Annotated in this window: 32 protein-coding genes; 27 read left to right on the plus strand and 5 right to left on the minus strand. The window is 71.5% G+C overall.

From position 1 onward, the window contains the following. The 4 genes from ACFV9H_RS07590 to ACFV9H_RS07605 form a co-directional block, all read left to right on the plus strand. A partial coding sequence (locus tag ACFV9H_RS07590) for an adenosylhomocysteinase (protein WP_385394944.1) occupies nt 1-171 on the plus strand: 171 nt, incomplete at its 5' end. A gap of 130 nt (nt 172-301) precedes the next feature. After that, nucleotides 302-1,876 carry an acyl-CoA carboxylase subunit beta gene (locus tag ACFV9H_RS07595; RefSeq protein ID WP_385394656.1) on the plus strand — a complete coding sequence of 525 codons (1,575 nt, stop codon included), beginning with the start codon at nt 302-304 and terminating at the stop codon, nt 1,874-1,876. Between the two features lie 19 nt (nt 1,877-1,895). Then, entirely contained in the window at nt 1,896-2,096 is a 201-nt protein-coding gene (locus ACFV9H_RS07600) for an acyl-CoA carboxylase epsilon subunit (RefSeq protein WP_385394658.1), read from the plus strand. A gap of 11 nt (nt 2,097-2,107) precedes the next feature. Further along, entirely contained in the window at nt 2,108-3,010 is a 903-nt protein-coding gene (locus ACFV9H_RS07605) for an MBL fold metallo-hydrolase (protein ID WP_385394661.1), read from the plus strand. Between the two features lie 25 nt (nt 3,011-3,035). Here ACFV9H_RS07605 and ACFV9H_RS07610 read toward each other — a convergent pair whose 3' ends face one another. Next, nucleotides 3,036-3,449 (minus strand): MarR family transcriptional regulator, encoded by a 414-nt coding sequence (locus ACFV9H_RS07610; protein WP_385394946.1) that lies wholly within the window; start codon nt 3,447-3,449, stop codon nt 3,036-3,038. A gap of 168 nt (nt 3,450-3,617) precedes the next feature. On the opposite strand from ACFV9H_RS07610, the gene ACFV9H_RS07615 reads away from it, so the two are divergent. Both ACFV9H_RS07615 and ACFV9H_RS07620 read left to right on the plus strand, forming a co-directional pair. Next, on the plus strand, nt 3,618-4,478 hold the full coding sequence (locus tag ACFV9H_RS07615; protein WP_385394664.1) for an alpha/beta fold hydrolase: 861 nt from the start codon (nt 3,618-3,620) through the stop codon (nt 4,476-4,478). Between the two features lie 14 nt (nt 4,479-4,492). After that, nucleotides 4,493-5,413, plus strand: coding sequence for a DMT family transporter (locus tag ACFV9H_RS07620; protein ID WP_385394666.1), 921 nt, complete (start codon nt 4,493-4,495; stop codon nt 5,411-5,413). A 33-nt stretch (nt 5,414-5,446) separates the two neighbouring features. Here the strand turns inward: ACFV9H_RS07620 and ACFV9H_RS07625 are convergent, their stop codons facing one another. The 4 genes from ACFV9H_RS07625 to ACFV9H_RS07640 all read right to left on the minus strand — a co-directional run bounded on the left by ACFV9H_RS07625 (nt 5,447) and on the right by ACFV9H_RS07640 (nt 10,097). Then, nucleotides 5,447-5,854 carry a nuclear transport factor 2 family protein gene (locus tag ACFV9H_RS07625; RefSeq protein WP_385394668.1) on the minus strand — a complete coding sequence of 136 codons (408 nt, stop codon included), beginning with the start codon at nt 5,852-5,854 and terminating at the stop codon, nt 5,447-5,449. Then, nucleotides 5,851-6,795, minus strand: a complete 945-nt coding sequence (locus tag ACFV9H_RS07630; RefSeq protein WP_385394948.1) for an NAD-dependent epimerase/dehydratase family protein — start codon at nt 6,793-6,795, stop codon at nt 5,851-5,853. Before ACFV9H_RS07630 ends, ACFV9H_RS07625 begins: the two co-directional genes overlap by 4 nt. 25 nt (nt 6,796-6,820) lie before the next feature. Next, nucleotides 6,821-9,586: an AMP-binding protein gene (locus ACFV9H_RS07635; protein ID WP_385394671.1), complete on the minus strand. Its 2,766-nt coding sequence runs from the start codon at nt 9,584-9,586 to the stop codon at nt 6,821-6,823. 124 nt (nt 9,587-9,710) lie between these two features. Then, on the minus strand, nt 9,711-10,097 hold the full coding sequence (locus tag ACFV9H_RS07640) for a 4'-phosphopantetheinyl transferase family protein (protein ID WP_385394674.1): 387 nt from the start codon (nt 10,095-10,097) through the stop codon (nt 9,711-9,713). 834 nt (nt 10,098-10,931) lie between these two features. Here ACFV9H_RS07640 and ACFV9H_RS07645 point away from each other — a divergent pair. The 21 genes from ACFV9H_RS07645 to ACFV9H_RS07745 all read left to right on the plus strand — a co-directional run bounded on the left by ACFV9H_RS07645 (nt 10,932) and on the right by ACFV9H_RS07745 (nt 25,949). After that, nucleotides 10,932-11,639 (plus strand): DNA-binding response regulator, encoded by a 708-nt coding sequence (locus ACFV9H_RS07645; RefSeq protein WP_385394676.1) that lies wholly within the window; start codon nt 10,932-10,934, stop codon nt 11,637-11,639. A 90-nt stretch (nt 11,640-11,729) separates the two neighbouring features. Further along, nucleotides 11,730-12,527: a LuxR family transcriptional regulator gene (locus ACFV9H_RS07650; protein WP_385394678.1), complete on the plus strand. Its 798-nt coding sequence runs from the start codon at nt 11,730-11,732 to the stop codon at nt 12,525-12,527. Nucleotides 12,528-12,769: 242 nt separating this feature from the next. Further along, complete coding sequence (locus tag ACFV9H_RS07655) at nt 12,770-13,711, plus strand: ACP S-malonyltransferase (RefSeq protein WP_385394680.1); 942 nt, start codon at nt 12,770-12,772, stop codon at nt 13,709-13,711. A 36-nt stretch (nt 13,712-13,747) separates the two neighbouring features. Further along, nucleotides 13,748-14,500 carry a thioesterase II family protein gene (locus ACFV9H_RS07660; protein ID WP_385394682.1) on the plus strand — a complete coding sequence of 251 codons (753 nt, stop codon included), beginning with the start codon at nt 13,748-13,750 and terminating at the stop codon, nt 14,498-14,500. Continuing rightward, entirely contained in the window at nt 14,497-15,282 is a 786-nt protein-coding gene (locus tag ACFV9H_RS07665; protein ID WP_385394684.1) for an IclR family transcriptional regulator, read from the plus strand. Before ACFV9H_RS07660 ends, ACFV9H_RS07665 begins: the two co-directional genes overlap by 4 nt. 124 nt (nt 15,283-15,406) lie before the next feature. Continuing rightward, nucleotides 15,407-15,661, plus strand: coding sequence for an acyl carrier protein (locus ACFV9H_RS07670; RefSeq protein ID WP_385394687.1), 255 nt, complete (start codon nt 15,407-15,409; stop codon nt 15,659-15,661). A gap of 32 nt (nt 15,662-15,693) precedes the next feature. Beyond that, nucleotides 15,694-16,959, plus strand: a complete 1,266-nt coding sequence (locus tag ACFV9H_RS07675) for a beta-ketoacyl-[acyl-carrier-protein] synthase family protein (protein ID WP_385394689.1) — start codon at nt 15,694-15,696, stop codon at nt 16,957-16,959. After that, nucleotides 16,956-18,107, plus strand: a complete 1,152-nt coding sequence (locus ACFV9H_RS07680) for a beta-ketoacyl-[acyl-carrier-protein] synthase family protein (protein ID WP_385394692.1) — start codon at nt 16,956-16,958, stop codon at nt 18,105-18,107. The genes ACFV9H_RS07675 and ACFV9H_RS07680 overlap by 4 nt, the downstream gene beginning before the upstream one ends. Beyond that, nucleotides 18,104-19,006 (plus strand): beta-ketoacyl synthase N-terminal-like domain-containing protein, encoded by a 903-nt coding sequence (locus ACFV9H_RS07685; RefSeq protein WP_385394695.1) that lies wholly within the window; start codon nt 18,104-18,106, stop codon nt 19,004-19,006. Before ACFV9H_RS07680 ends, ACFV9H_RS07685 begins: the two co-directional genes overlap by 4 nt. A 23-nt stretch (nt 19,007-19,029) precedes the next feature. After that, nucleotides 19,030-19,878 carry an alpha/beta fold hydrolase gene (locus ACFV9H_RS07690; RefSeq protein ID WP_385394697.1) on the plus strand — a complete coding sequence of 283 codons (849 nt, stop codon included), beginning with the start codon at nt 19,030-19,032 and terminating at the stop codon, nt 19,876-19,878. Then, entirely contained in the window at nt 19,875-20,843 is a 969-nt protein-coding gene (locus ACFV9H_RS07695) for a hypothetical protein (protein WP_385394700.1), read from the plus strand. The genes ACFV9H_RS07690 and ACFV9H_RS07695 overlap by 4 nt, the downstream gene beginning before the upstream one ends. Further along, the gene (locus ACFV9H_RS07700; RefSeq protein ID WP_385394703.1) at nt 20,840-21,184 is read left to right on the plus strand and encodes a hypothetical protein; all 345 of its coding nucleotides are present in this window, start codon (nt 20,840-20,842) and stop codon (nt 21,182-21,184) included. The genes ACFV9H_RS07695 and ACFV9H_RS07700 overlap by 4 nt, the downstream gene beginning before the upstream one ends. After that, nucleotides 21,185-21,592 carry a hypothetical protein gene (locus ACFV9H_RS07705; protein WP_385394706.1) on the plus strand — a complete coding sequence of 136 codons (408 nt, stop codon included), beginning with the start codon at nt 21,185-21,187 and terminating at the stop codon, nt 21,590-21,592. Beyond that, nucleotides 21,592-21,975 (plus strand): hypothetical protein, encoded by a 384-nt coding sequence (locus tag ACFV9H_RS07710; RefSeq protein WP_385394709.1) that lies wholly within the window; start codon nt 21,592-21,594, stop codon nt 21,973-21,975. Before ACFV9H_RS07705 ends, ACFV9H_RS07710 begins: the two co-directional genes overlap by 1 nt. A gap of 31 nt (nt 21,976-22,006) precedes the next feature. Further along, entirely contained in the window at nt 22,007-23,116 is a 1,110-nt protein-coding gene (locus ACFV9H_RS07715; protein WP_385394712.1) for a beta-ketoacyl synthase N-terminal-like domain-containing protein, read from the plus strand. A gap of 32 nt (nt 23,117-23,148) precedes the next feature. Further along, entirely contained in the window at nt 23,149-23,397 is a 249-nt protein-coding gene (locus ACFV9H_RS07720) for an acyl carrier protein (RefSeq protein ID WP_385394715.1), read from the plus strand. Continuing rightward, complete coding sequence (locus ACFV9H_RS07725; protein WP_385394718.1) at nt 23,394-23,798, plus strand: 3-hydroxyacyl-ACP dehydratase FabZ family protein; 405 nt, start codon at nt 23,394-23,396, stop codon at nt 23,796-23,798. Before ACFV9H_RS07720 ends, ACFV9H_RS07725 begins: the two co-directional genes overlap by 4 nt. Next, nucleotides 23,795-24,274, plus strand: coding sequence for a 3-hydroxyacyl-ACP dehydratase FabZ family protein (locus ACFV9H_RS07730; RefSeq protein ID WP_385394721.1), 480 nt, complete (start codon nt 23,795-23,797; stop codon nt 24,272-24,274). Before ACFV9H_RS07725 ends, ACFV9H_RS07730 begins: the two co-directional genes overlap by 4 nt. 25 nt (nt 24,275-24,299) lie before the next feature. Continuing rightward, a complete protein-coding gene (gene fabG, locus ACFV9H_RS07735) occupies nt 24,300-25,046 on the plus strand; it encodes a 3-oxoacyl-[acyl-carrier-protein] reductase (protein ID WP_385394724.1) in 747 nt (248 codons plus the stop codon). A 49-nt stretch (nt 25,047-25,095) separates the two neighbouring features. Continuing rightward, nucleotides 25,096-25,731 (plus strand): 2-hydroxychromene-2-carboxylate isomerase, encoded by a 636-nt coding sequence (locus ACFV9H_RS07740; RefSeq protein WP_385394727.1) that lies wholly within the window; start codon nt 25,096-25,098, stop codon nt 25,729-25,731. A gap of 5 nt (nt 25,732-25,736) precedes the next feature. After that, a complete protein-coding gene (locus ACFV9H_RS07745; protein WP_385394730.1) occupies nt 25,737-25,949 on the plus strand; it encodes an MbtH family protein in 213 nt (70 codons plus the stop codon). Nucleotides 25,950-26,196: the final 247 nt, after the last annotated feature.

Consider the following 26,196-nt stretch of genomic DNA (forward strand, 5'->3'; position numbering starts at 1 on the left):
GAGGAGTACCCGACCGACGTCTACGTGCTGCCCAAGCACCTCGACGAGAAGGTCGCCCGCCTCCACCTCGACGCGCTCGGCGTCAAGCTCACCACTCTCCGCCCGGAGCAGGCCTCGTACATCGGCGTGAACGTCGACGGTCCCTACAAGCCGGACCACTACCGCTACTGATGCCGCTACTGATCAAAAGCCGCTGATCGGCGCCCGCCCTGCCCCGCCCCGCCCGCCCGCCCCGTCGGCGGCGACGGGGCGGGCGGGGCCGGCAGCCGGCAGAACCTCCCCACCGCCCCGGAGGAATCCCGTGACCATCAGTGACGTCGCCCCACCCGCCATCCAGGACCGTGCCGTGGAACTGGCCGAGATCAAGGCACGGGCCATCGCCGGGCCCGACCCGAAGGCCACCGAACGGCAGCACGCCAAGGGCAAGCTGACGGCGCGGGAGCGCATCGAGGCGCTCCTCGACGAAGGCTCGTTCCACGAGATCGAGGCCCTGCGCCGGCACCGGGCCACCGGATTCGGCCTGGAGCACAAGAAGCCCTACACCGACGGGGTCGTCACCGGCTGGGGCACCGTCCACGGGCGGACCGTCTTCGTGTACGCGCACGACTTCCGCATCTTCGGCGGCGCCCTGGGCGAGGCCCACGCGCAGAAGATCCACAAGGTGATGGACCTCGCGGTGTCCGCCGGCGCCCCGCTGGTCAGCCTCAACGACGGCGCGGGAGCCCGGATCCAGGAGGGCGTCACCGCCCTCGCCGGCTACGGTGGCATCTTCCAGCGCAACACGAAGGCCTCGGGCGTCATCCCGCAGATCTCGGTGATGCTGGGCCCGTGCGCCGGCGGCGCCGCGTACTCGCCGGCCCTGACGGACTTCGTGTTCATGGTGCGCGAGACCTCGCAGATGTTCATCACCGGACCGGACGTGGTCCGCGCGGTGACCGGCGAGGAGATCACCCAGAACGGCCTCGGCGGCGCCGACGTCCACGCCGCGGTCTCCGGCGTGGCGGCCTTCGCCTACGACGACGAGGAGGGCTGCCTGGAGGACGTACGGTTCCTGCTGTCGCTGCTGCCCGCCAACAACCGTGAGACCGCACCCCGCGAGGAGACCGACGACCCCGCCGACCGGCGCACCGACGCGCTCCTCGGCCTCGTCCCGGCCAACCCGAACCAGGCGTACGACATCCGCAAGGTCATCGAGGAGATAGCCGACGACGGCGAGTACTTCGAGATCCAGCCGGCCTGGGCGCAGAACGTCGTGTGCGCGCTGGCCCGCTTCGACGGCCACGTCACCGGGATCGTCGCCAACCAGCCCTCCGCGATGGCCGGCGTCCTCGACATCCACGCCAGCGAAAAGGCCGCCCGCTTCGTGCAGTTCTGCGACGCCTTCAGCATCCCGCTGGTCACCCTCGTCGACGTCCCCGGCTTCCTGCCCGGCGTCGACCAGGAGCACAACGGCATCATCCGGCACGGTGCCAAGCTGCTGTACGCGTACTGCAACGCGACGGTCCCGCGGATCCAGTTGATCCTGCGCAAGGCCTACGGCGGCGCGTACATCGTCATGGACTCGCGCTCCATCGGCGCCGACGTCTCGCTGGCCTGGCCCAGCAACGAGATCGCGGTGATGGGCGCCGAGGGCGCCGCCAACGTCATCTTCCGCCGGGAGATCGCGGCGGCCGAGGACCCGGACGCCGAACGGGCGCAGAAGATCAAGGAGTACCAGACCGAGCTGATGCACCCGTACTACGCGGCCGAGCGCGGCCTCGTGGACGACGTGATCGACCCGGCCGACACCCGCTCCGCGCTCATCGGCGCACTCGCCATGCTGCGGACCAAGTACGCGGACGTCCCGTCCCGCAAACACGGCAATCCGCCGGTGTGACGGGCGAGGGAGGAGAGAGATGACCACGCCCTGGAAGATCACCGGCGGCCAACCCTCCGCGGAGGAGACCGCCGCCCTCACGGCGGTGCTGACGGCCCTGCTGGCGCGACGGACCGCCGCCGCGCCCGCGCCGGCCGCGGGGGGCCGGGCCCCCGACAGCGGCTGGCACCGTGGCCACCACAACCCGCACGCCTCGGCCGGGACGTGGCGCGGCCGGTGAGGGCACGACCCATGCACGCCGATGTCATCGAAGTGGCCGACGGCGTCCACGCGTACGTCCAGCCCGACGGCGGCTGGTGCCTGAACAACGCGGGCATCCTCACCGACGGGTACCGCAGCGTGCTGGTCGACACCGCCGCCACCGAGGCCCGCGCCCGGAACCTGCGCCGGGCCGCGCTGCGGCTGGCACCGAGGCCCCCGCACGCCGTGGTGAACACCCACTTCCACGGCGACCACACCTACGGCAACTTCGTCTTCCCCGAGGCCCTGACCATCGGCCACGAGAGGACCCGCACCCTGGTGGGCGCGGCCGGGACGCACATGGCCGGACTGTGGCCGGACGTCTGCTGGGGCGACATCGAGATCACCCCGCCCGAACTGACCTTCCAGGACCGCATGACGCTCCACGTGGGCGACGCGATCCGCGCCGAGCTCGTCCACATCGGCCCGGCCGCGCACTCCGTCGACGACACCGTGGTCTGGCTGCCCGAACAGGGGGTGCTGTTCACGGGCGACCTCGCGATGAACGGGGTCACGCCCTTCTGCGTCATGGGTTCCGTCGCGGGCTCCCTGCGGGCCCTGGAGCGGCTGCGCGCCCTGGGCGCGACCACGATCGTCCCCGGCCACGGCCCGGTCGGCGGCCCGGAGATCCTCGACGCCAACGAGGCGTACCTGCGCTGGGTGCGAGGGCTGGCCAAGGAGGGCGCGGCGGCCGGGGTGAGCCCCGTCGAACTGGCCCGGGCCACCGACCTCGGCCCGTACGCCGGACTGCTGGACGCGGAGCGCCTGCTCCCCAACCTGCACCGCGGGTACGCGGAGGAGCAGGGGCTGCCCGAGGGCGCGCCGCTCGACATCGGGGCCCTCTTCGAGGAGATGGCCGGCTACCACGGGCGCAGGCCGCGGTGCCTGGCCTGAGCCGCCGCACTCGGTAGCCGTCCCGTCAGCGGGCCTCGCGGACCAGGTGGCGGGCCAGTACCTCCAGGGCCTCGGTCACCTCGGGCAGCCGCTGCGCCTCCGCCTCGCCGAGCGCCCTGGCCAGGGCCTCCTCCACCTTGGACGCCCCTGCGGCCCGTACGGCGGCCACGCGCGCGGAGACCTCGGGGGCCTGGCGGACCAGCGTGCGGCGGCGGTCGGCGGGGTCGGGCACGGTCTCCACGGACCCGGCCTCCCGCAGGCGGGCCACGGCGCCGGAGACCTGGCTCTGCGGCAGTCCCGTGCGCAGGGCGGTCTCGCCCACGGTGGTGTCCGGGTGCGCGGCGATGTCCCCGGCCACGATCACCACGGCGCGGACGCTGCCGGCGTACTGGCCGGAGCCGCCGGGGGGTTCGGGCAGGGCTTCTTCGCCGAGCTTCATCAAGGCTCGGCCCAGCAGGAACAGTTCGATGCCATCCACCCCGCCAAGATACATCAGGGCAGATGCATCTCATGGAATGCATCGCTATTGATGCATCTGTTTCGATGGGTTAGGCTGATCGCAGAGCAGCGGACGAAGGATCCGCGCCGACCGTCTGAAGGAGTCGCCATGTCCCCCGCCGCGATCACCACCGCCACCCTCCCGGTTCCGGGCGCCACGCTGCACTACCGACTCCAGGGCAACGGGCCGCTGTTGCTCATCGCGCAGAGCGGCGAAGGGGATGCGGACCGCACCGTGGACCTGGTCCCGCACCTCGCCGACGAGTACACCGTCCTGACCTACGACCGCCGCGGTCTCTCGCGAAGCCGGTCCGAGGAGGCCGGGCTGACCACAAGCCTCGCCGAGCACGCAGAGGACGTGCACCACCTGCTGGCCGCCGTCACCGACGAGCCGGCCTTGATGCTCGGGTGCAGCCTGGGCGCCGTCATAGGCCTGCACCTGGCCGCCCGGCACCCGGAGCAGGTCTCCACACTGATCGCCCACGAGCCGGTCGCCCCGCGGCTGTTGCCCGCGGCCGCCCGCGCCCACCACGAGGCGGAACTCGCCGGACTCCAGGAGGTCTACCGCACGGGCGGACTCGCGGCCGCCTTCCCCGAGATGGCCCGGGTGCTCGGGATAGACCTCTCCCGGCAGGACGTGGAGCCCGACCTGACGCCCCAGCCCCTGGACGAGCGGCGGCTGGCGAACTTCGACTACTTCATCCGGCACGACTTCTCGGCGATCGTCCACGACACCCTCGACCCGGCCGAGCTCACCCGCACCACGACCCGGATCGTCCCGGCCGTGGGCGCGGCCACCCCGTCGACCGTCTTCGACCACCAGTGCGCCACCGCTCTGGCGGAGCTGCTGGGCACCGGGATACGGACCTTCCCGGGCGGGCACAACGGCAACACCACGCACCCGAAGGCCTACGCGGCCGCCCTGCGGGCGGCGCTGGGGAAATCGCCTCGTCAGGCGGAGGCGGCATGAGTACGTTGACCCGTATGGATCACACGGCCGAGGGCCCCAGAACCGACCATCGTGCCCTCGCGGCGGCGGCCGTCACCGTCGCGCTCTGGGCCTCGGCGTTCGTCTCCATCCGGTCGGCGGCGGCCCATTACCACCCGGGCGCACTGGCTCTGGGACGGCTTCTGACGGCATCGGTCGCCCTCGCCATCGTCCTGCTCGTCAAGCGGGTCCCGCCACCGCCGCGCCAGGCCTGGCCGGGCATCCTCGCCTCGGGCGTGCTGTGGTTCGGCCTCTACATGGTGGCGCTGAACTGGGGCGAGCAGGGCGTGGACGCCGGCACCGCGGCCATGATCGTGAACATCGGCCCGATCGTGATCGCCCTGCTCGGAGGGTGGCTGCTGCGGGAAGGGTTCCCGCCGATGCTGCTGGCCGGGATGGGCGTCTCCTTCGCCGGCGCGGTCGTGGTGGGCCTGTCCACCTCCGAGGGCGGCGCCTCCTCCGTCACCGGCGTGCTGCTCTGCCTGCTCGCCGCGCTCACCTACGGGGCCGGGGTGGTCGCGCAGAAGCCCGCGCTGCAGTACGCGAACCCGATACAAGTGACCACGTACGGCTGCTTCGTCGGCACGGCGGTCACCCTGCCCTTCGCCTGGCAGCTGGCCTCCCAACTGCCCGAGGCCCCGCTGTCGGCCACGCTCAACATGGTCTACCTGGGCCTGTTCCCGACCGCGCTCGCCTTCACCACCTGGACGTACGCCCTCTCCAGGACCACCGCCGGGAAGATGGGCGCGACCACCTACGCGGTGCCCGCCGTCGTGGTGCTCATCGCGTGGATCGCCCTGGACGAGATACCGGGCTGGCTGACCCTGCTCGGCGGCGCGATCTGCCTGGCCGGCGTGGCGGTCTCCCGCCGACGCGGCACCCGCCCGGCGGCCGCGGTCCCGGCTGCCGCCGACTGACCGCCGCCCCGCCGGACGGGTCACGGATCGTGCTCAGCTCTCGATCAGCCGCTGGAACACCACCGTGTCGAAGATGTCCTCCATCCGGACGGCGATCCCGTCCCGCAGGGTCCAGGAGTGGATGAAGGGAAGCGTCTCCGTCGTGCCGCGGACCGAGGTCACCTGACGGACGCCGAAGACGACGACCCGGTCGTCGGCGGCCACGAACTCCTGCGGCTCCAGGCGCATTCCGCCCAGGACGGCCGGCACGCGCGACAGGAACTCCCTGACGCCGGCGTGGCCGTGCTTGGTGCCGCCCAGGCCGTAGTCGGCCATGCCGTCGGGGTGCACCCACTCAACCTGCGGATCCAGCGTGTCGAGCAGACCCGCCACATCGCGTTCGTGGAAGGCGCGGTAGGCGCGCCGGATGAGGGCCAGATTGTCGTCGATGCCGGTCGTCATGCCGTCTGCGTCCCTTCTCGGTGGCTCATGTGCTGCGGGTACAGGGCCCGAAGGGTGCGTTCGATGCCGTCCCGCCAGTCGACCCGACACGGGCCGGTCAGCCGGTGGCGCAGCGCGGGGTCGAACCGGTAGGTCTCCCGGGTGACCTCCTTCGGTACGAGCACGGCCTCCACGCCCGTCAGCGCCTCCATGTGGCGGACGCAGTCGCTGATGCCGACTGACTGGTCACCGCCCCAGTTGACCAGCGTCGCCGGCACCGACGCCGCCCGCCACAGCGGCGGGACCTGCGCGACCAGGTCTTCGGTGTGCAGGAGGGAACACCAGTTCTGCCCCTCGAGCGGCACGGCGATCGGATTCCCGGCCAGCATCTGCTCGAAGTAGAGCATGGGAACTCCGCCGTAACTCCCGGGTCCGTAGGCGATGTTGAGGCGCGCGATGGTGGTGGGCAGGCCCAGCACCCGGGCGAAGGCGCGCACCGCTCCCTCGGCCGCGAGCTTGCCCATCGGGTAGGCCGGCAGCCACGCGGCACTGGCGTCGACCGGGTCGTCCTCGGTGTACGCGTGATCCAGGGTCTGGCGTGCGTACAAGGCGCCCGTCGAGACGAACAGGAACGCCTCGGCGGTACGGGCGTGGACCATCAGGCGGCCGGCGGCCACCGCGTTGATCTCGGCAGTGGCGTTGAAGTCGCCGTCCTCGCCCCGGTGCACCGCGGAGTGCAGTACATGGGTGAAGTCCTCGGGTATGCCCTTCAGCGCGTACTCCGAAGGGTCGGCCATGTCCCACTGCCGTGTGGTGATGCCCCGTTCGGTCAGCTCGCGCTCCACGCCCGGCGTACCGAAGCGGCCGATGCACCAGACCTCGTTGTGCTCGGCCAGTGCCTCGGCGACCGGCCGGGCCACCTGCCCGGTACCGCCGGTGATCAGGATCTTCTTTCCCCGCATGGTGTTGTCCCCCGTCATTTTCGTCTTACCCCCGGGCCGCGATCGCGTCGGCCTCGGCCATCGCGCGGTCCAGTTCCCGCCGCAGAACCGCTTGGAAGGCCGCCACGTGGCGAGGGCCCATCATCGTGTAGTGCTCGCCCGGCACCTCCAGGTACCGGTTGGGTTCGGTGGTGTGCTCGTCCCAACGGCGCAGCTCGTTGTTCAGCCAGTCCTCCTTGGTGCCGCGCAGCGGTATCGCGTGGAAGACGCTCATCGACCGCACCGTGCCGCTCGGCTCGTAGTCGTTCCCCATGTCGGTCAGCGCGTCGGCGAGTTCGGCCCACGCGCCGAACTTCTCGGCGTCCAGATCGAGCTCGGCGAGCCGCTCCCGGGGCGCGATCTCGATGAAGTGGGCCACCTGTGCCTCCCGCGGCAGCCCGCGCAAGGCGTCCGGCAGCTCGATCGACTGCTTCTTGTCGATCAGGTCCAGGAAGAACGCCAGGTGCGCCGCGGTGTCCACGAAGTCCAGCTCGTTCATGCGGTACTTGATGTGCGGCGGCAGGTTGAAGCTGCCGACGAAGTCGACGCGCTCGCCCTCCGATTCGAGGACCTTGGCGATCTCGAACGCCACGGCGGCGCCGTACGAGTAGCCCGCCACCGCGTAGGGGCCGTGCGGCTGCCGCGCCCGGATGGCCTCCACGTAGGTGTCGACCATCTGCTCGAAGGAGACGAAGGGCTTCTCACCGGCGTTGAAGCCGCGGGCGCGCAGCGCGTAGAACGGCCGGTCGCCGGCGAAGTACTTGGCCAGGCCGACGAAGACGAGGACCTCGCCGACACCGGGGTGCACGCAGAACAGGGGGGTCTTGGCGCCGCCGGTCTGCATCGGCACCAGCGGGTCGTACGGGCGGGTCTCGGGCCCGGCACCCGCGGTCAGCCGGGCGGCCAGCGCGCGCACCGTCGGCGCGGTCAGCACGGTGACGACCTCCAGACCCGGCACGCCCAGGTGCTGCGCCACCTTGCCGCGCAGCCGCAGGATGTCGAGCGAGGTGCCGCCCAGGTCGAAGAAGCTCGCGGTGGCGCTGATCGTGGCGGGATCGACGTCGAACAGCTCGCCGTAGATCTCCGCGAGCGCCAGCTCGGTGGCGCCCTCGGGCGCGGTGTAGCCGCCGAGCATGCGCAGCGTCAGGTCGGCGGTGGCCCGCGCCTGCGCCTCGTACCCGCCCGCCTCCAGCCGGCCGCGCATCGCGGAGCGCTGGATCTTGCCGAGGCTGGTCTTCGGGAAGGCCTCGGCGGGCAGCGGCAGCACCAGGGCGGGACGGAAGCCCCAGTGCATCACCACGGTGCTGCGGACGGCGTTCAGCACCCGGTACAGGCCGGCCTCGTCGTCATCGGGCAGCTCGGGGCAGAACGCGATCACCAACTGCTCGGTGTCGCTGCCGGCCGACCGGGTGGGGAAGGCCGCGACGAAGCTGCGGGCGACGCCGTCGAGCTGTTCGAGGGCGGCCTCGATGTCGTGGCTGAAGTAGCTGACGCCGTTGACGATGACGCTGTCCTTGCTGCGCCCGGCCAGGGTCAGCCGGCCGTCGTCGACGCGGCCGAGGTCGCCGCTGCGGAACCAGCCGTCGGTGGTGAAGGCGTCGGCGGTGGCCTGGGCGTCGGCGTAATAGCCGGGGGTGACCATGGGGCCGGACAGCTGCAGTTCGCCGACCTCCCCGTCGGGCAGCGGCCGGTCCGCGCCGTCCACGACGCGCATCCGCAGCCCCTCGACGGGCGTGCCGAGGTTCGCGAACTCGCGGCCGCGATCGGCTTCGGGGAACGCCTTGCGGGAGTAGACGCTCCCGGCGCAGGTCTCGGTCATCCCGAAGGCCGGCCACAGCACGTCCGGGGCCAGGCCGTACGGCGCCCAGCGCTTCAGAAACGTTTCGCCGGTGGCCACCACCACGGCTTCGCCGCCGCTGATGATGTGCCTCAGCCGGCTGAGGTCCAGCGCCTCCCCGGATCCCGCGAGCCGCTCCGCGGCCGCGTTGACCAGCCCCAGCAGGAAGTTGGGCGTGAACGTCATCGTCACCCCGTGCCGGGAGACCAGCCGCAGGAACTCCAGCGGATCGCCGATCACCACGGGCGCCTGGACGTGGACCTGGAGACTGCCCGTGGACAGCGGCAGCAGATGGCACTCCAGGAGCGCCGCCACGTGGTCGAAGGAGACCCAGTTCAGCGTGGTGTCGGCGGGGCCCAGCCGGTGGTGGCCGTTCTTGGCGGCCAGGGAGGCGAGCAGGTTGGCGTGGGTCAGCATGACCGCCTTGGCGCTGCTGGTGGATCCCGAGGTCAGCATCAGCACGGCCGTGTCCTCGGGTGCCGCCCGGTGCAGTTCGGCGGCGGGCTCGGCGTACAGCTCCTCCAGCGGCGTCACCCGCAGGCCCTCGACCTCGGGCAGGCGGGCGGCGAGGGCGGCGCCGGTGACGGTGAGCGGCCGGCCGAGCAGGGTGTGGACGTGGCGGAGCCGGTCGGCCCAGCGCTCCGGGTCGTCGCTCGGCGGCGCCACCGGGCAGGGCACGAAGCCGCCGAGCACGGCTGCCCAGAATGTGATCAGGAAATCCTGCGAGTCTTCCAGGACCAGTAGGATCTTGTCCTGCGGGCGCAGCCCCCGGCCCCGCAGACCGGTCAGGACCCGGCGGGCCCGGTCCAGGAGTTCGGGGTGGCTCTGGTCGAGGAAGCCGGCGTCGGCCCCGCCCGTGCAGTGGCGCAGGCCCGACTCGGGGTGCCGCTCGACAGCGGTCAGTAGCAGATCGGTGAGGTTGTTCGAGGGATTCACGGTCTGTGTCTCCTGGCCTCGAAAGGCGCGCCGTGATGCGCGCCGGGGAAGGGCAAGGGGGAAGGACGGGACGCGGTCCCGTCGCAAAGGCCCGCGTCGGGCGGGGTCACAGCGGCGCCGGAGCTCAGAGCAGGCGCACCGACGGCGGCCGGTCGGCGCCCGCGGGCAGCGCGAGAGCGGCCACCCAGCCCGCCGGAGTGGGAACGGTCGCCATCCGCCACGTGCTGGGGGAGCCGAGCGCCGACGTGGTGACGTGGGCGGGGCCCTCGGCCCAGCCCCGGGACTCCAGCGCGGTCAGGTCGGTGGTGAGGCCGATCCCGAGGGCTTTGAGCACGGCCTCCTTCCGGGTCCAGCAGCGCAGGAACGCGGTGGTGCGGTCGGGCCCTTCGGGCAGGGCCATCACGGCCTCGCGCTCGGCCGCCGTGAGGACGGGTGTGTCCACCTGTGCGACGTCGAGCGGGCGGATCTGCTCGACGTCGATGCCCACCCGGAAGGGCGAGAGCGCGAGCATGCCCAGTCCGTGGGTGTGTCCGATGCTGAGCCGCCAAGGAGTGGCCGGACGGTGAACGGCCGGAGGACCGTGCTCCGCACTGCCGCAGCCGGGGCAGGGGTTTCGGCCCAGAAATACCTCTGCGGCCGGTATTCCCAGTACTCCCGAAAGCGCCCGTTTCACCGCTGCGCGGCAGGTGATGAACTCTGCCCGCGCCCGCGTCGATTTCATTTTTTGAACGCGATCCAGTTCGCCGTTGTCGAGCAGTTCCAGGTCGCTGTGCCGATACCGCTCGGTCGGTACCGTCCACCACCAGACAAGCGCGTCGGTGGATTCGAAGAGTGGTTCGCTTGCGAGTTCGCTGGTCCCCGTGTGGCTTGTTGTCACGCGACTCACCGTAGGCTCGGGGGCCACTTGAGCGGTCCTTGAGAGGACCAGGGTTGGCCGGAACCGGACAGCGGCGCCACGGACGGTGAGAGGGGCGACGCACCCGGTGACGCAAGCGGAAGTGGCGGTCTTTGTTCCGGGGGGTGGGTGCAGCTTGTTGCCAACGTGGCTGGATCCGGTCCATCGAAATGGCCAAAAAAAATTACGGGTTGACATATGCGCGCGCCGTCTTGCGTGCTCCCGCATCTTGTTGACTGGCCCTGGCCAGCAAACTACTGTCTGAAGCCAGAGATCTGCTCGAATGGCGCTAGGGGCCTATTCGTCGAATAGTTGAATCCCGTTGAATCACCGAGTTTCGGTGCCAGCAGATTCTGGTCAGTCAAGGGGGACGCAGTGACCGGTGCCGCGATTGATTCGCACGGCGTAGAAGGGGGCGAGGACACGACGCCCGTGGACCATGCGACACATGTGGAGCAGACCCTTCTCAAGGCCCGGGCGCTCATCGAATCCACCGTCTCCCTCCATCGCCGGAGACCCGCCCAGGGGTCCGCCGCCCCGCACACGGACGTCGCCGTGCTCGGGGAGACCCTCGAAGGTCTCGTACGCGGAGCCCGCCACTCCGTCTGTGTCGCGATGACCGGCAACGAGGCGTTCCACCACGCCGCCGGCAAGGCCCTGGCCGCGGTGGAATCCGGGCTCGTCGTACGGCTGTTGTGCGCACCCCAGGTGGTCGACGGCACCCTCGCCGTCCTCACCCGGGTGCCCGGCGCCCGGTTCGAGGCCCGGGTGTCCGAGGCCGAACTGCGCGACATCTTCGTGGTCGACGGCGCGGCGGCGCTGGTACAGGCGGCCGCCGGCAACGCCAAGGGCCACGCGACGCAGGTCAACGACCCCGCCGCGGTACGCGCTCTGGAACTCCTGTTCGCCGGCGCCTGGTCCCGTGGCCGCAAGCTCGACGACTACCTGGCGCTGAGCCCCAAGCTGCGCAGCGAACTCACCCGTCGGATCCTGGAGCGGCTGCGCGACGGCTACACCGACGACGCCGCCTCCCGTGACCTCAACGTGTCCCTGCGCACCTACCGGCGCCACGTCGCCGAGATCATGCGCGAGCTCGGCGCCGGCTCCCGCTTCCAGGCGGGCGTGCGGGCCGTGGAACTGGGGTTGCTCTCGGAGTAGTGCGGCAGTGTGAACGGGGAGACGCGCGGTCCGGCTGAACCACGGACCGCGCAGCAGTTTGTACACCAACGGGGAAATGGTGAGTACGACGTGTCCAACGGGGCTGAAGACGAGCTGGAACAGGCACTCCTGGGAGTGCGGGCCCTGATCGAATCCACGGTGGCCATGCACCGCGACCGCAGCACCCGGTCGCAGCAGATATCCACTGTGGAAGGCGGCTATCAGTCGGTCCTGCAGGCCGCGGACGACCTGATCCGGGGCGCCGCACGGACGATCGACATCGTGGACGCCCGGGCGCCGGGACCGGGAGGCGAGGAGGAGCCCGCGCGCACCGCCCGGGCCGAGCGGAACCTGATCTACGCGACCGCCGAAGGCGTCTCGGTCCGGCTGCTGGCCAGCCCGAACCTGGTGGACGAGGACTTCATCCGGGAACAGCTGGCGCTGGAGCGCCCGGTCGCGATCCGGGTGGCCCGGGTCCCGCCGCTACAGGCGCTGCTGGTCGACGGCAGCACCGCCCTGGTGATGGCCGAGTCGGCGGCCGGCGTCCGCGCCTCGATCATCCGGGTGCCGGAGGTCCTGCACACCCTCGGCACCCTCTACGAGAGCATCTGGCGCAACGCCGTGCCCGCGGGCGAACGCATCGTCTTCGGCGACCGGGACCGGGCGGCGATGGCCCGGCAGATCCTCGGCGCGCTGCGCGCCGGTGTCACCGACGAGGTGGCCGCCCGCGAACTCACCGTCTCGGTGCGCACCTACCGGCGCCACGTCGCGGAGATCATGGCGCTGCTCGGCGCCCAGTCCCGCTTCCAGGCCGGCGTCCGCGCCGCCGAACTGGGACTGCTGCCCGCGTCCGGGCCGGCCAACGCGGCCGGCGGAACGCGCGTCTGACAGCCCGTTCCGCCCGCGGCTGGCAGCTTCCTGAAACCCGGGTTGCCGCCCGTCCGGTGCCCGCAGTTGTATGGCGCCAGGAAAGGGATTCGGGCTCCCGGCGAGCCCCTTGAACCCGTTCCTGGTGGCATGGAGAACCCCCCCGAACTGCATGCCACCGGCGCGCGGGGATCCGTACGTCGCGGCAAGACGCGACGACGGATCCCCGTGCCTCCGGTGAATACGGTGCGGAAGGCGGATCCATGGAGCGAATGCCGATCGGTCTGGTGTTCCCGGGACAGGGAACACAGAGAGAAGGAATGGGCACACCGTGGCGGGACACCCCGTCATGGAAACTCACCGAGGAAATCTCCGACGTCACCGGAGAGGACCTCGCCGCGCTGCTGCTCGACACCCCTGACGAGCACCTCAGGCGTACCGATCTGGCCCAGCTGACCGTGTTCACGGTCGCGGTCGTCGCCCACGCCGAAGGGGTGCGCCGCGGCACGCTGGACGCCCTCGGCGACGTGGTCGCCTGCGCCGGACACAGCCTCGGTGAGTACGCCGCCCTGACCGCGGCCGGAGCACTGTCCCTGAGCGCCGCCGCCACGCTGGTGGCAGCCCGGGGCCGGGCCATGCGACAGGCCGCCGAAGAACGTCCCGGCACCATGGGAGTCCTGGTCGCGGCCCCCCTCGACGAGATCGGCGGCCTTGCCGAACGGGTACGCGCGGACGGCTTCGACGTCTGGGTGGCCAACGTCAACGCGCCCGGCCAGACCGTGGTCTCCGGCTCCCCCGAGGGCATCGACCGCATCGAGGCCGAGGCCCCGTCCATCGGCGCCAAGATGATCCGCCTGAAGGTGGGCGGCGCCTTCCACAGCCCCTACATGGCCCCCGCCGCGGACAGCCTGGGCGCTGCCCTGAAGGCCACCGCCTTCGCCCCCGCGCACCTTCCGGTGGTCGCCAACGCCGACGCCGAGGCCCACACGGGCGACTGCGACTGGCCCGAACTCGCGACCCGCCAGCTCACCTCGCCGGTGCTCTGGGAGCCCGGCGTGCGCACCCTCGTAGGCCGCCTGGGCTGTCGCAGCCTGGTCGAGATCGGCCCCGGCCGCACCCTCTCCGGCCTGATCCGGCGGATCGCCCCCGGCACCGAGGTCGTGTCCCTGGACAGCCCGGCGGCCGTGGCCGCCGTCGCCGCCTGAGAACCGCACGCCCCGCCCACAAGGAGACCAACCACCATGCCACTTGGCACCCAGAGCATCTGGCTGCGCAGGTACCCCACCGCGGAGACGCCGCGGCTGCGGCTGCTCTGCCTGCCGCACGCCGGCGGTTCGGCCGGCTTCTTCCACAGCTGGGGGCACGCCTTCGGCGACGACGTCGAAGTGCTGGCCGTACGCTACCCGGGCCGCCAGGAGCGGATCGCCGAGGAGCCCTTCGCCGAGCTGGAGGAACTCGCCGCCGCCATCAGCGGCGAGCTCGACCCGTACCTGGACGTTCCGCTGGCCGTCTTCGGCCACAGCATGGGAGCGACCGTCGGCTACGAGATCACCCTGCGCCTGGCGGAGCGTCACGGCACGGCCCCCGCGCTGCTGATGCTCTCCGGCCGCAAGGCCCCGCACCTGCTCACCCCCCGGGCCGCCGCGTTCGGCAGCGACGCCGACCTCGTCGAAGAGGTCAAGCGGCTCGGCGGTACCGACGCCGCGCTGCTCGACGACGCGGACCTGCGCGAGCTGGTGCTCCCCGCGATCCGTGCCGACTTCACCGCCGTCGCCCGCTACGCGCCGCGCCCCGGCGTCCCGCTGCCCTGCCCGGTCGTCGGGTACGTCGGCGACAGCGACCCCGGCGTCGCCGCGCACGAGGTCGCCGCCTGGGCGGACCTCGCCCCCCGCGGCTTCGCACTGCGGGTCCTGCCCGGCGGCCATTTCTACCTCGTGGACCGCAAGGCCGAACTCGTCGGGGACATCCGCGCACGGCTGGCCGCACAGCGGTGAGCACCACCACCGTCCGGCCGCGGCCGATGTGCGGCGTGGGCGTCCTGGACAAGGCGGCGGTCCTGCTGGAGATCGTCGAGGGCGGACCGGCCACCCTGGTCGAGATGGTCGCGCTCAGCGGGATGTCCCGCCCCACCACCCACCGGATCGCCGTCGCCATGGAGCGGCTCGGCCTGCTCACCCGTGATGTCCAGGGCCGCTTCATACTCGGCCCTCGTCTCGGCGTGCTGGCCGTCGAGGTCCGGCAGGACCGCCTCGCCGAGGCAGCGGTCCCCGTCCTGGCCGAGCTGGCCGCCCGTACCGGCCTGGCCGCCCGGCTCTACCGCCGGCGCGGCACCCTGCAGATCTGTGTCGGTACCTCCGTCGACGCCTTCGACGGCGTCGACGCGATGGGCGGTGACCCGGCTGCCGTCGGCACCGCCCGCCCGGCCTCGGCGGGGCCCGGCGCCCAGGTGCTCTACGCCTGGGCGGAGCCGGAGGAACTGTACGAGGGGCTGCAGCGCGCCCGGTTCACGCCGGCCCAACTGGCCGTCGTACGCCGCCGGGGCTGGGCCTACGGACCCGACCCGATCGCGCCCCGCGCCGTCTCCTACGCCGTACCGATCCGTGCCGCGTCCGGCACCGTGGCCGAGGCCCTGGTGCTGACCGGGACGGGCACCCGGATGCCCGACGCCCCCGACCGGCAGCTGAGCCGCGCCGCCGCGGACGCCGCCGCGTCCTTGAGTGACGCATTGCTGCTGGGTTCCGGGGACCTCTCCCCGGCCGGACGGCCCGGAAGCTGAATTCGCCGGCGACGGTGGCAGGTTGTTGCAGTCGCCGTTGTAAGAAATTGGCCGCGACCGCATCCTTTCCAATGTGAGTAACTCTGCCGCGCTTTCAGCGGCGAATCCTAGAAGGGGAATTAGTGTGACGACTGCCACGCGCGACGAGCGTCTCGAGACCATCAAGGAAATCGTCTGCGACATTCTCGAAATCGAGGAGGACGAGGTCAGCGAGGTCAGCCTTTTCAAGGAGGACCACAACGCCGACTCGCTCCGCGCCATCGAGATCCTCGCGGCCCTCGAGAAGGAATTCCGCGTCGTCATCAACCAGAGCGAGCTGCCCCGCATGGTGAACCTCAAGGGTGTCTACGAGGTTGTGGCCGAGCCGGCCAACTGGTAGTCGATCCCGCTGCGGCGGATGGGGAGGTTGCCATGACGGCGGCAGAGCGCGGCACCGGCCACACCCGGCCGGAGCGGCACCGGGTGGTTCTCACCGGATTAGGAGTGGTGTCGAGCATCGGACTCGGCGCGAAGGAGTTCCTCCAGGGACTGCGTGAAGGCCGCAGCGGTGCCCGGCCCATCTCGGTGTTCGACACGGAAGGGTTCGCCCACGCGAACGGGTGCGAGATCACCGATTTCGACCCGCGGGACTGGATCAGCGAACTCGACGTGGAACAGCTCGGCAGGGCCGCGCAGTTCTCGGCGGCAGCCGCCCGAATGGCCCTGGAGGACTCGGGACTCGATCTGACGCAGCTGCGCACCCGGCGCGGCCTGATCTCCATCGGCACCACGGATGGCGAGAGTTACGACCTCGACCAGCTGGTGGAGAGCGAACTGGCCGACGGCACGGGAGCCTTCGACCCCGCGGCCGCCCGGCGTGTGCCGGCCGGGCGGCTGTCGGTCGCCATCGCCCAGGAACTCGGCCTGACCGACGTGGAGGCGCTGACCATCCCGACCGCCTGCTCGGCGGGCAACTACGCCATCGGCTACGGCTTCGACGCCGTCAGCTCCGGTGAGGCGGAGTTCGCCTTCTGCGGCGGGGCGGACGCGATGTGCCGCAAGACCTTCACGGGCTTCTACCGCCTGGGCACCATCGCCCCGGACCGCTGCCAGCCCTTCGACATCGACCGCAAGGGCATCCTCACCGGCGAGGGCGCGGGCGTACTGGTCCTGGAGCGCCTGGACTCCGCCCTTGCGCGCGGTGCCACCATCTACGCCGAGGTGCTCGGCTACGGGCTCAACTGCGACGCCCACCACCAGGTCGCCCCCGACCGGGACAGCGTCGCCGAACTGATGCGCCTCGCCCTGGACAACGCCGGTGTCAAGCCCCACGAGGTGGACCTCATCTCGGCGCACGGCACCGGCACCAAGGCCAACGACATCACCGAGGCGGGCGCCATCCGCCAGGTCTTCGGAGACACGCCTCCCCGCACCGTCTCCATGAAGTCGATGCTCGGGCACAGCATGGGCGCCGCCAGCGCCCTGGGAGCGATCGGGTGCGCCCTGGCCATCCAGAACCGCTTCATCCCCCCCACCATCAACCATGTCACCACCGACCCCGAGTGCGACGTCGACTGCGTACCGAACCAGGCGGTCGAGGCCGACCTGCGGATCGTCCAGAACAACGGGCTGGCGTTCGGCGGCAACAACGCGGCGGTACTGCTCGGCCGGTACGACGCGATCAAGGAGGCGTCATGACGATCCGCCCCATCATCGGGATGGGCGCCGTCGCCGCCACCGGCTCCGGTGTCGGTGAGCTCTTCGAGAACCTGTGCCGGGGCGTCAGCGGACGAGCCGAGCTGCGCGGCTTCGACCGCACCAGGTTCCGGGCGCAGCACGCCTACGAGGTGGACGACCGACCAGCCGTCGGCGAGGACGTCCCCGGCCGCGCGAGCCGGCTCCTGCACGAGGCGATCGCCCAGGCGGCCGCCGACGCGGGGCTGGGCGAAGACCTGTCCGGCATCCCCATCCTGGTCGGCACCGGGCTGCGCGAGCTGCGTTCGATGGAACTGTGGTGGGGTGACGGCAGCCCGTTCGCCGACTCCGGGCTGCACTTCGGCACCGGACTGCGGAAACGTTTCAACGCCGATGTCACGTACACCTTCTCCAACGCCTGCTCCGCCTCCCTGTACGCGCTCGCGCTCGGCAGCGACCTGCTGAGCCAGGAGGGCGAGGACGCACCCGACACCGTGATCGTCGCCGGCGTCGACGTCCTGACCGAGTCGATGTACGGGCTCCTGGAGCGGGTCCACCCGACCCCGCCCGACCGGGTACGGCCCTTCGACCGCAACCGTACGGGTGTCCTGATGGGCGACGGCGCGGCGGCGATCGTGCTGCGCCGCACCGAGGAAGGCGCCCCCCAGGTCCACGGCCGACTGCGCGGCGTCGCCGTCAACTGCGACGCGTACCACGTCACCGCACCCTCCCCCGAGGGCATCGCCGAGGCCATGCGCACCGCCCACGAGCTGGCCGGCGTCAAGCCGTCCGACGTGGACCTGGTGATGCTGCACGGCACCGGAACCCTGCTCAACGACGAGGCGGAAGCCACCGCCCTGGCCGATGTGCTCGGAGACGACGCGGGCGTACCGCTGATGACCGCTGTGAAGTCCATGACCGGGCACACCTCCGGCGCGTCCGGACTGATCAACCTGATCGTGGGCGTACAGGCCCTGAACGAGGGACGGGTGCCGCCGACCGTGGGTCTGGACGAGCCGGTCGAGGAGGCCGCCCCGTTCCGCTTCGTCACCGGCCGGGCGGTCGCCGACCAGCCGCTGAAGGTGGCGCAGCTCAACGCCTTCGGATTCGGCGGCATCAACGCCGTGGCCATAGTGGAGGGCACCCGATGACCACACAGACCGCCCAGCACACCGGGAACGGCGACACCACCGTGGTGGTCACCGGCGCCGCCGTCCTGCTGCCGGGCGCCGACTCCGTACGCGCCCTCGCCGACGGCCCCGCCGCCGGCGGCGCCCCTGTCGAACCGGCCGCCCACGTCGGGAAGAAGGGCCTGCGCTACAAGGACCGCGCCACCCAGCTCGGCTACGCCCTGACCGCCGCCGCGCTGCGTGACGCCGGCCTGCTCGGCGCCGACGAGAAGGAGGGCATCAACGTGCCCGCCGCGAGCGTCGGCGTGGTCGCCAGCTCCAACTTCGGCAACCTCGACACCGTCGCCCGGGCACTGGAGACCATTCGCGCGGAGACCGTCACGGCCACCTCGCCGATGGACCTGCCCAACGCCTCCAGCAACGTCATCGCCTCCTCGGCGGCCATCCGCTACGGGCTGCGCGGCCCCAACCTGATGGTCTGCAACGGGGAGACCTCCGGCCTCGACGCCGTCCACTGGGCGGCCACGATCGTCGCGGCCGGGCGGGCCGAGCGGGTCCTGGTGCTCGGCGTCGAGCCCGACAACGAGGTGGTGCGCCGCCTCCTCGACGGCGGCCGCGCGGTGGACGGCGGCGCGGCACTGGTCGTCGAGTCCAGGGCCGCGGCCGCCGAACGCTCGGCGACGGTGCGCGCCGTGCTCGGCCCCTACCGCCGGGGCGCCGGCGAGGCCGGCCAGGCAGGCCGCCGCTGGGAGCTGCCCGAGCACTTCGGCAAGGCCTCCGGAGCCCTGGGCCTGCTCCAGGTCGCCGCCGCCGTCGGCTGGTTCGACGCCGGCGAGCGCGGACCCTTCCGGGCAGTGACCGGCACCGCGGCCGACGACGCCGGCGCGGACCTGCTGCTGCTCGCTCCCGAAGCGGCGTGAGCGGCGAGGAAAAGGAGTCAGAAATGAACACCAAGGTGGACCTGCGTCCGGTGTCGGTCGAACGGCGGACCGAGGGCAGTGGCCCCCGCGTCCTGCTGCTGCACGGACTCGCGGCCAACGACAGCGTCTGGGAGCGCGTCCTGCCCGAGCTGCCCCCGTCGTACCAGGTGTGGACGGCGCGGCTGCCGTGGCGCACCGAGACCATCGCCGACTGGACCGAGCAGCCCAACCTGCGGGGCTGGCTCGCCAAGGCACTGGACGCGGTACCGGGCGGCGCCGAGGTGGTGGTCGCCCATTCCATGGCGGCCAACGTCCTGCTCGACCTGCTCGACCAGAAGAACCGGGGCGGCGTCGACGCGCTGCGCCAGTTCGGCATCCGGGCCCTGGTGCTGGTCTCCCCCTTCTACCGGGGCAGCACCGAGGAGTTCGACTGGGGCACCATCAGCCACTACCTCAACGACTTCCACCTGATCATGGAGGAGGGGATCCGGGCCCACTCCGGCGGCCGGGTCCCCGACGACATCAAGCAGGCCATGGGAGAGCGGGTCCGCGACCGCGTGGGTCCCTACGGCTGGCTGCGCTTCTTCGACCTGTACCTGCGCACCCCCGCGCTGCAGACCGGCCGGATCACCGCCCCCGCGCTCGTGCTGGCCGGCGCCACGGACTTCGCCGCACCCCCCGAGGAGAGTGCGGCGCTGGCCGAGGCGCTCCCCGACGCGATCGCCTGCGTCCTGCCCGGCAGCGGGCACTTCCCGATGCTCGACGAGCCCGCGGAGTTCGCGGCAGCCGTCAGCACCTTCGTCAACTCGACCATGGGCCTGACCCCGCCGCGCGGGGCTGCCCTCCTCAACGCCCTGGAGCCCCTCGCATGACCCTCGTCACGGACACCGCCGTCAAGGCGCTGCTGACCACCGCCACCGCCACCCGGGTGCGACCCCGCTACGAGGGGTCCAACATCTGCACCTGGATCGGCTTCAAGCACGTCAACTACCTCGTCGAGGAAGCCGTCCTGGACCACTTCCGCCAGGCCGGGCTGCCCGCCCGAGCGCTGTACGAGGAGCACGGCCTGGGCGTCGACCTGGTCTCCATCGACACCCGCATCCTGCACGCCTTCCACATGGACGACATCGCCGACGCCGAGGTGGTGCCCTGGACGAAGGACGACGACGGGACCATCGGCTTCAAGGTCACCATCCAGTTCGAGCGCAACCACGAGATCCACAAGGCCGTCACCTCCAAGGTCCGCGTCTCCCTGCGCGTCGACACCTACCTGGAGGCGGCCGGCGAGGTCCCGGAGCAGCTCGCCCGCTTCGCCGTGGCCACCCTCGGCGACGACCTCCAGCGCGAGCCAGGCACCGCCGCCCCCGCCGAGGAGGAGATCCTCGCCTCCCTGACGGCAGGGCAGAACGCCTACGCCTGGAAGTGGAACATCCCCTACCCGTACTGCCACTTCACCGAGCGCATCCAGATGTCCGGCTACCTGCGCCTGATGGAGGAGGGCAAGGACCGCTTCGTCGCCGACCGCGGCATCTCCATCAAGACCCTGCTCGACGACCGCCGCTGGATCCCGGTCGTGCCCCGCTCCGACATCCGCATCCTCGACGAGGCGCTGATGGAGGAGGACCTCTACACGGTTTACACCGTCGAGGAGGTCTTCAAGGACTTCACCTACACCTCGCGCATGGACTTCTACGTGCTGCGCGACGGCAACCTCGTCAAGACCGCCACCGGCCGGATCGTGCACGGCTACGCCGTCATCGAGAACCGCCGCGACTGGAGCCTGGTCAACTTCGACCAGCACGTGCTCGACGCGATCAACGGAGTGCCGGCGGCGTGAGCGAGATCTGGGAGAGCGGCACCCCACGGCTGCTGCTCATCGAGAGCCAGGGCCGCGTCGCGCAGGACGCCGGCTTCCGGCGCGACGCGGTCACCCAGGTGCTCACCGGGCAGTCGGCGCTCCTCTTCCTGGTCCAGGACGGCGTCGTCCTCGCCGTCCCCGGCAGCGACAGCGACCTGGACCGGTTCCAGAAGGAGGGCGGGGTGCTCGCGGCCGACAGCTTCTCGCTCGCCCAGCGCGGCCTCGACACCGCGGCCCTGCGGCCCGAACTGCGCGTCGTCGGCATGGACGTGGTGGCCGGCTGGATCCTCGATCCGGCCGTCAAGGTGGTGTGGCACTAAGTGGCCAGGCAGATCCCCCACACGGACGTGCTCATCACCCTCATGGGTCCCCCTCACACGTCGGACCAGGTCACCACCGCACTACGGCTGACCCAGGCCCTTCTGGAGCGCGGCGCCACCGTACAGGTGTGGACCTGCGGGTACGCCACCATGCTCACCCAGCGGTCGCTCGGCTCCCACAAGCCGCGCAACCTGGCCGACTGGAACCAGGAGTACCCCTCCACGCCGGCCCTGATCGAGGGCCTGCTGACCACCTACGAAGGCCGGCTCCACTGGTACGGCTGCCGGTTCTGCAGCGACGAACGAGGGGCGGTGGACCACCTGCCCCAGGTGGTGCTCCGCCCGCCCGCCGGGTACGCCGCCAACGTCGCCGCCGCCGACAAGACCCTGCACCTGGGGGGGATCTGATGGACCGCCGGGTACTCGCCGTCATCGAAAACGGCTACCGGGGCGCGCTGGAGAAGCAGTTCTTCGACGAGCTCTACCTGGCCACCGAGCTGCACCGGCAACTCGGCGGCCTCGACATCCTGCTGCGCGGCTCGGCCGTGTCCTACGCCCTGGACGCGGGCCCCGTGCCCGCGCTGCGCATCGGCACGTGGACGGTGGACACCCTCACCGACCCCCGCAAGGGACTGCGCACGCTGCTCGGCGTCGGAGTCCGCGTCCTGGTGGAGGAACCCGACATCGCGGCGCTGCACTCCCCGCACCCGCTGGTCGAGGGCGTCGCCCTCGTCCGCGCGGGCGAGACCGCCGAGCGCTGGAGCGACTACCGGATGGTCTTCTTCCTGTGACCACCCCGAACGGAAGGAATACGTGACGGTCATGACCACCCCCACCACGGGCGCCGGACGCCCGGTGATCACCGCCTGGTCGGCTGTGTCGCCGTACGGCATCGGCAGGGCGGCGTTCACCGAGGGCCTGCGGGAACGGCGCGGCACCGTCACCGAACTCGGCCCCGAACACGGCACCACCCCCGGCGGCGTCGGGCACCTCGTGCCCGGCTTCTCCGTCCGCGAGGTGCTCGGCAAGAAGGGCACCCGCTCGATGGACCGGGTCACCGGCCTCGCCGTCTCCGCCGTCGGCTCCCTGCTCGACGACGGGGAGCGCAACCGCGCGGTCGGCACCGGCGAGGGCGCGGCGTTCGCGCTCGGCACCACCACCGGCAGCGCCCAGTCGATGATGGACTTCACCCGGGACTCCCTCACCGGAGAGCAGCCCTTCTTCGTCGACCCGGCACGGTTCCCCAACACCGTCATGAACTGCGCGGCCGGCCAGAGCGCCATCTGGTACCAGCTCAAGGGACCCAACGCCACCATCGCGGGCGGCCGCACGGCCGGCCTGCACGCCCTGAACTACTCCCGTCGCCTGCTCGGCGCGGGCCGCGCCCGCACCGTGCTGTGCGGGGCCGCCGAGGAGTTCAGCCAGGCCCGGGCCTGGCTGGAGCACCACAGCGGCGACCAGGGCGCCGACCCCGCCCCGGCGCTGGGCGAGGGCTGCGCGATGCTCCTCGTCGAACCGCACACCCCCGAGGACCCCGACCAGCCCGTGCTCGCCGAACTCCTCGCCGTGGAGCTCGGTGTCGTGCTCGACGCGGACCCCCGCCCCGCTCTGGTCTCCACGCTGCGCTCGGCGCTGCGCCGGGCCGGCGTCGAGCCCGCCCAGGTGGCCGCCGTCGCCCGCTCCGGCGCACCCGGCCGCGAGGGCCGGGGCGAGGCCGAGGCGGTACGCGAAGTGCTCGGGACGGTCGAGTACGCCGACCTCACGCCCACCGCCCTGATCGGAGACACCGGGGCCGCCGCGGCCGCTTTCCAGGCCGCCGCCCTGCTCTCGTACGCCGAGGACCGGCCCGCCGAGGCGGCCGGCCGGATCGGCGTGATCACCTCCGTGGACCGCACCGGAACCGTCGGCTGCGCCCTGCTGGCCCTGCGCTGATCCCCCGCCCCGACCGAAAGGACCGAAGAACCGTGCTGGAAAAGGAAGAACTGCGCGCCGTCGTGGCCCAGGTGCTCGATGTCGACGTTGCCGAGGTGACCGACGACGTACGGTTCGTCGACGACCTCGAGGTCGACTCGCTCATGGCGCTGGAGATCGTCGTCGTCCTGGAGAAGAAGTACGGCGTGAAGCTGCCGGAGTCCGAGCTCAAGCAGATCGTGACCCTGCAGAGCGCCTACGACCTGCTGGTCACCAAGCTCGCCACGCCGCAGGCGGCATGATGGCCGCCGCCGGCCCATTGAGCGGCGCGGTCGAGATCCTGCCCGCCGACGGCGAACTGACGGGCGCGGCCCGGTTCACCGTCGCGGACACCGAGACCGTGCTGCCCGGCCACTACCCGGGCTTCCCCATCTTCCCCGGCGTCTGCCTGGTGGAGTGCGCCCGGCTGAGCGCCGAGGCCACCCTGCCCGACGGCGCCAAGGGCGCCGCGCTGGCCGCCGTGGAGTCCACCCGGTTCACCGGGCCGGTCTTCCCCGGCGACCTGGTCGACATCGACCTGGCGTGGAAGCGCACCCCGACGGGCGACTGGCAGTGCCGGGCCAAGCTCAGCACCGGACGCGGCCCCGCGGCCGGCGTCCGGCTGCGCTTCGCCCACCCGGCCGGCGAGGGGGTCGCCGCATGACCGGCCAGCGCGACATCAGGGCCCGGCTGCCGCACCGCTTCCCGATGCTGCTCGTCGACCGCCTCGTGGAAGTGGTCCCCGGCGAGCGCCTGATCGCACTCAAGGCGGTCACCTGCAACGAGCCCTGGTACGAGAAGCTCGGCCCGGACACGCCGGAGGAGGACTTCGCCTACCCGGCGACGCTGCTCGTGGAGTCCTGGTGCCAGTCCGCCGGGGTCCTCGCCACCTGGGACGACCCCAACCCGGACGTGCTCGACGGACAGGTGATGCTCTTCGGCGGCATGACCGGCGTCGAGTTCCACCGCCCGGTGCTGCCCGGCGAGGTCCTGGAGCACCGGGTGCGCCTGGACCGCAAGGTCGACGACACCCTGCTGTTCGAGGGCGAGACCCGCTCCGCCGGCGAGACGGTGATGACCGTCGGCCGCATCGTCATGGCCTTCCGCCCCGCCGCGGCCCTGCGCCCCGCAACCGCCTGACCGCCCGCCCGAGGAGAAGAAGACCATGTCAGAAAGCACGAGCCGGGTCGCCCTGGTCACCGGTGGATCCCGGGGCATCGGCCGGGCCACGGTCCGGGCGCTGGCCCGCGACGGATTCGACGTCGCCTTCTGCTACCGCTCGGACGACGACGCGGCGCGCACCCTGGAGAAGTCCGGCGAGGAGTTCGGCGTACGTGTGACCGGCACCCGCGTCGACGTCGCGGACGGGGCCGCCGTACGCGCCTGGATCGAGGCCACCGAAGAGGACCTGGGGCCGGTCGTCGCGGCCGTCACCGCGGCCGGCATCACCCGCGACAACCCGCTCGTCCTGATGGAGGACCAGCAGTGGCGCGAGGTCCTCGACACCAACCTGGACGGCGTCTACCACGTCTGCCGCGCAGTGGTCTTCGGCATGATGAAGCGCCGCGGCGGCGCCATCGTCAACATCTCCTCGGTCGCCGGGGTCTACGGCCACGGCACCCAGACCAACTACTCCGCCTCCAAGGCCGGGATCATCGGCTTCACCCGGGCCCTGGCCAAGGAGACCGGCCGGTCCGGCATCCGCGTCAACGCGGTCGCCCCCGGCTTCATCGAGACCGACATGGTCGCGGCGATGAACGACAAGGCCCGCAAGGAAGCGCTGTCCTCGATCCCGCTGCGCCGCATGGGCACCGCGGACGAGGTCGCCGACCTGGTGGCGTACCTGGTCTCGGACAAAGCCGCGTACATCACCGGCGCCGTGCTCCAGATCGACGGCGGCATCACCATCTGACGGCCCTGCCGGGCCCCCGACCCACCCGCACGAACCGTAGGAGGCGGTGATGGCACGACGCGGACCGCGCTGGTACTTCTCCTTCCGCAGCCCGTACTCCTGGATGGCCTACCGGGATCTGGTGGACCACCACCCGGACGTCGCCCAGGCGATCGAATGGCTGCCCTTCTGGGAGCCGGACGAGCCCGCCCTGGACGAGCTGGAGCGCGGCAACATCACGTTGCCGTACGTCCCGATGTCCAGGGAGAAGCACCTCTACATCCTCCAGGACGTCCGCCGCCTCGCCCGGGCCCGGGGCCTGGAGATGGTCTGGCCGGTGGACCCCGCCCCGCGCTGGGAGGTCCCGCACCTGGCGTACCTCGCGGCGGCCGAACTCGGCAAGGGACCCGAGTTCATCGCCGAGACCTACCGCACCCGGTGGGAACTCGGCGAGGACATCTCCGACCCGGCCGTGATGGCCCGGATCGGCAAGGAGGTCGGCATCGACCCGGCGGTAGCCGAGGGCGCGCATGCCGATCCCCGCATACGCGAAAAGGGGCTCCAGGCCCTGAACTCACTGCACCGGGACGGCGTCTTCGGCGTCCCCTTCTTCATCGTCGGATTTGACAAGTACTGGGGTGTCGACCGGTTGGCCGGATTCGTGGAATCCGTGCGCGCTGGCCGGCCCGGTGAAAAGAAAGGATGACCATCATGGCGACCAATCCCTTTGAGGACGACAACGCGAGCTACTTCGTACTCGTCAACGAGGAGGGCCAGTACTCCCTGTGGCCCGCGTTCGCCGAGGTCCCGGCGGGCTGGACCGTGCGGCACGGCGCCGACGGCCGCCAGGCGTGCCTCGACCACATCACCGAGAACTGGACCGACATGCGGCCGAACAGCCTGGTCCAGGCCATGGCGGCCTGACCGGAGCACACCGAGGCACACCGGGTACGAAGGCGGGCGGCGGCGGGGCCGCGCCCGAGGACGGGCGTTGGCAGGTATCTGCAGCGCCCGTTCTGCGTTGCCGGGTCCCGTTGGCAGGTTGATGCAGTGGCCGTTGTCGATGATTTCGGGCGGATGCGAGAGTCTGATTCGTTCCACAAATCGCGGCTTGAGATTTCGGCCAGACGTTGTCTGCTAGGGGTGGATGAGAATCATGCTCGGTGGAGAG

It is taken from the genome of Streptomyces sp. NPDC059874, from assembly GCF_042731135.1.
In the GTDB taxonomy this organism is placed as follows: Bacteria; Actinomycetota; Actinomycetes; order Streptomycetales; family Streptomycetaceae; genus Streptomyces.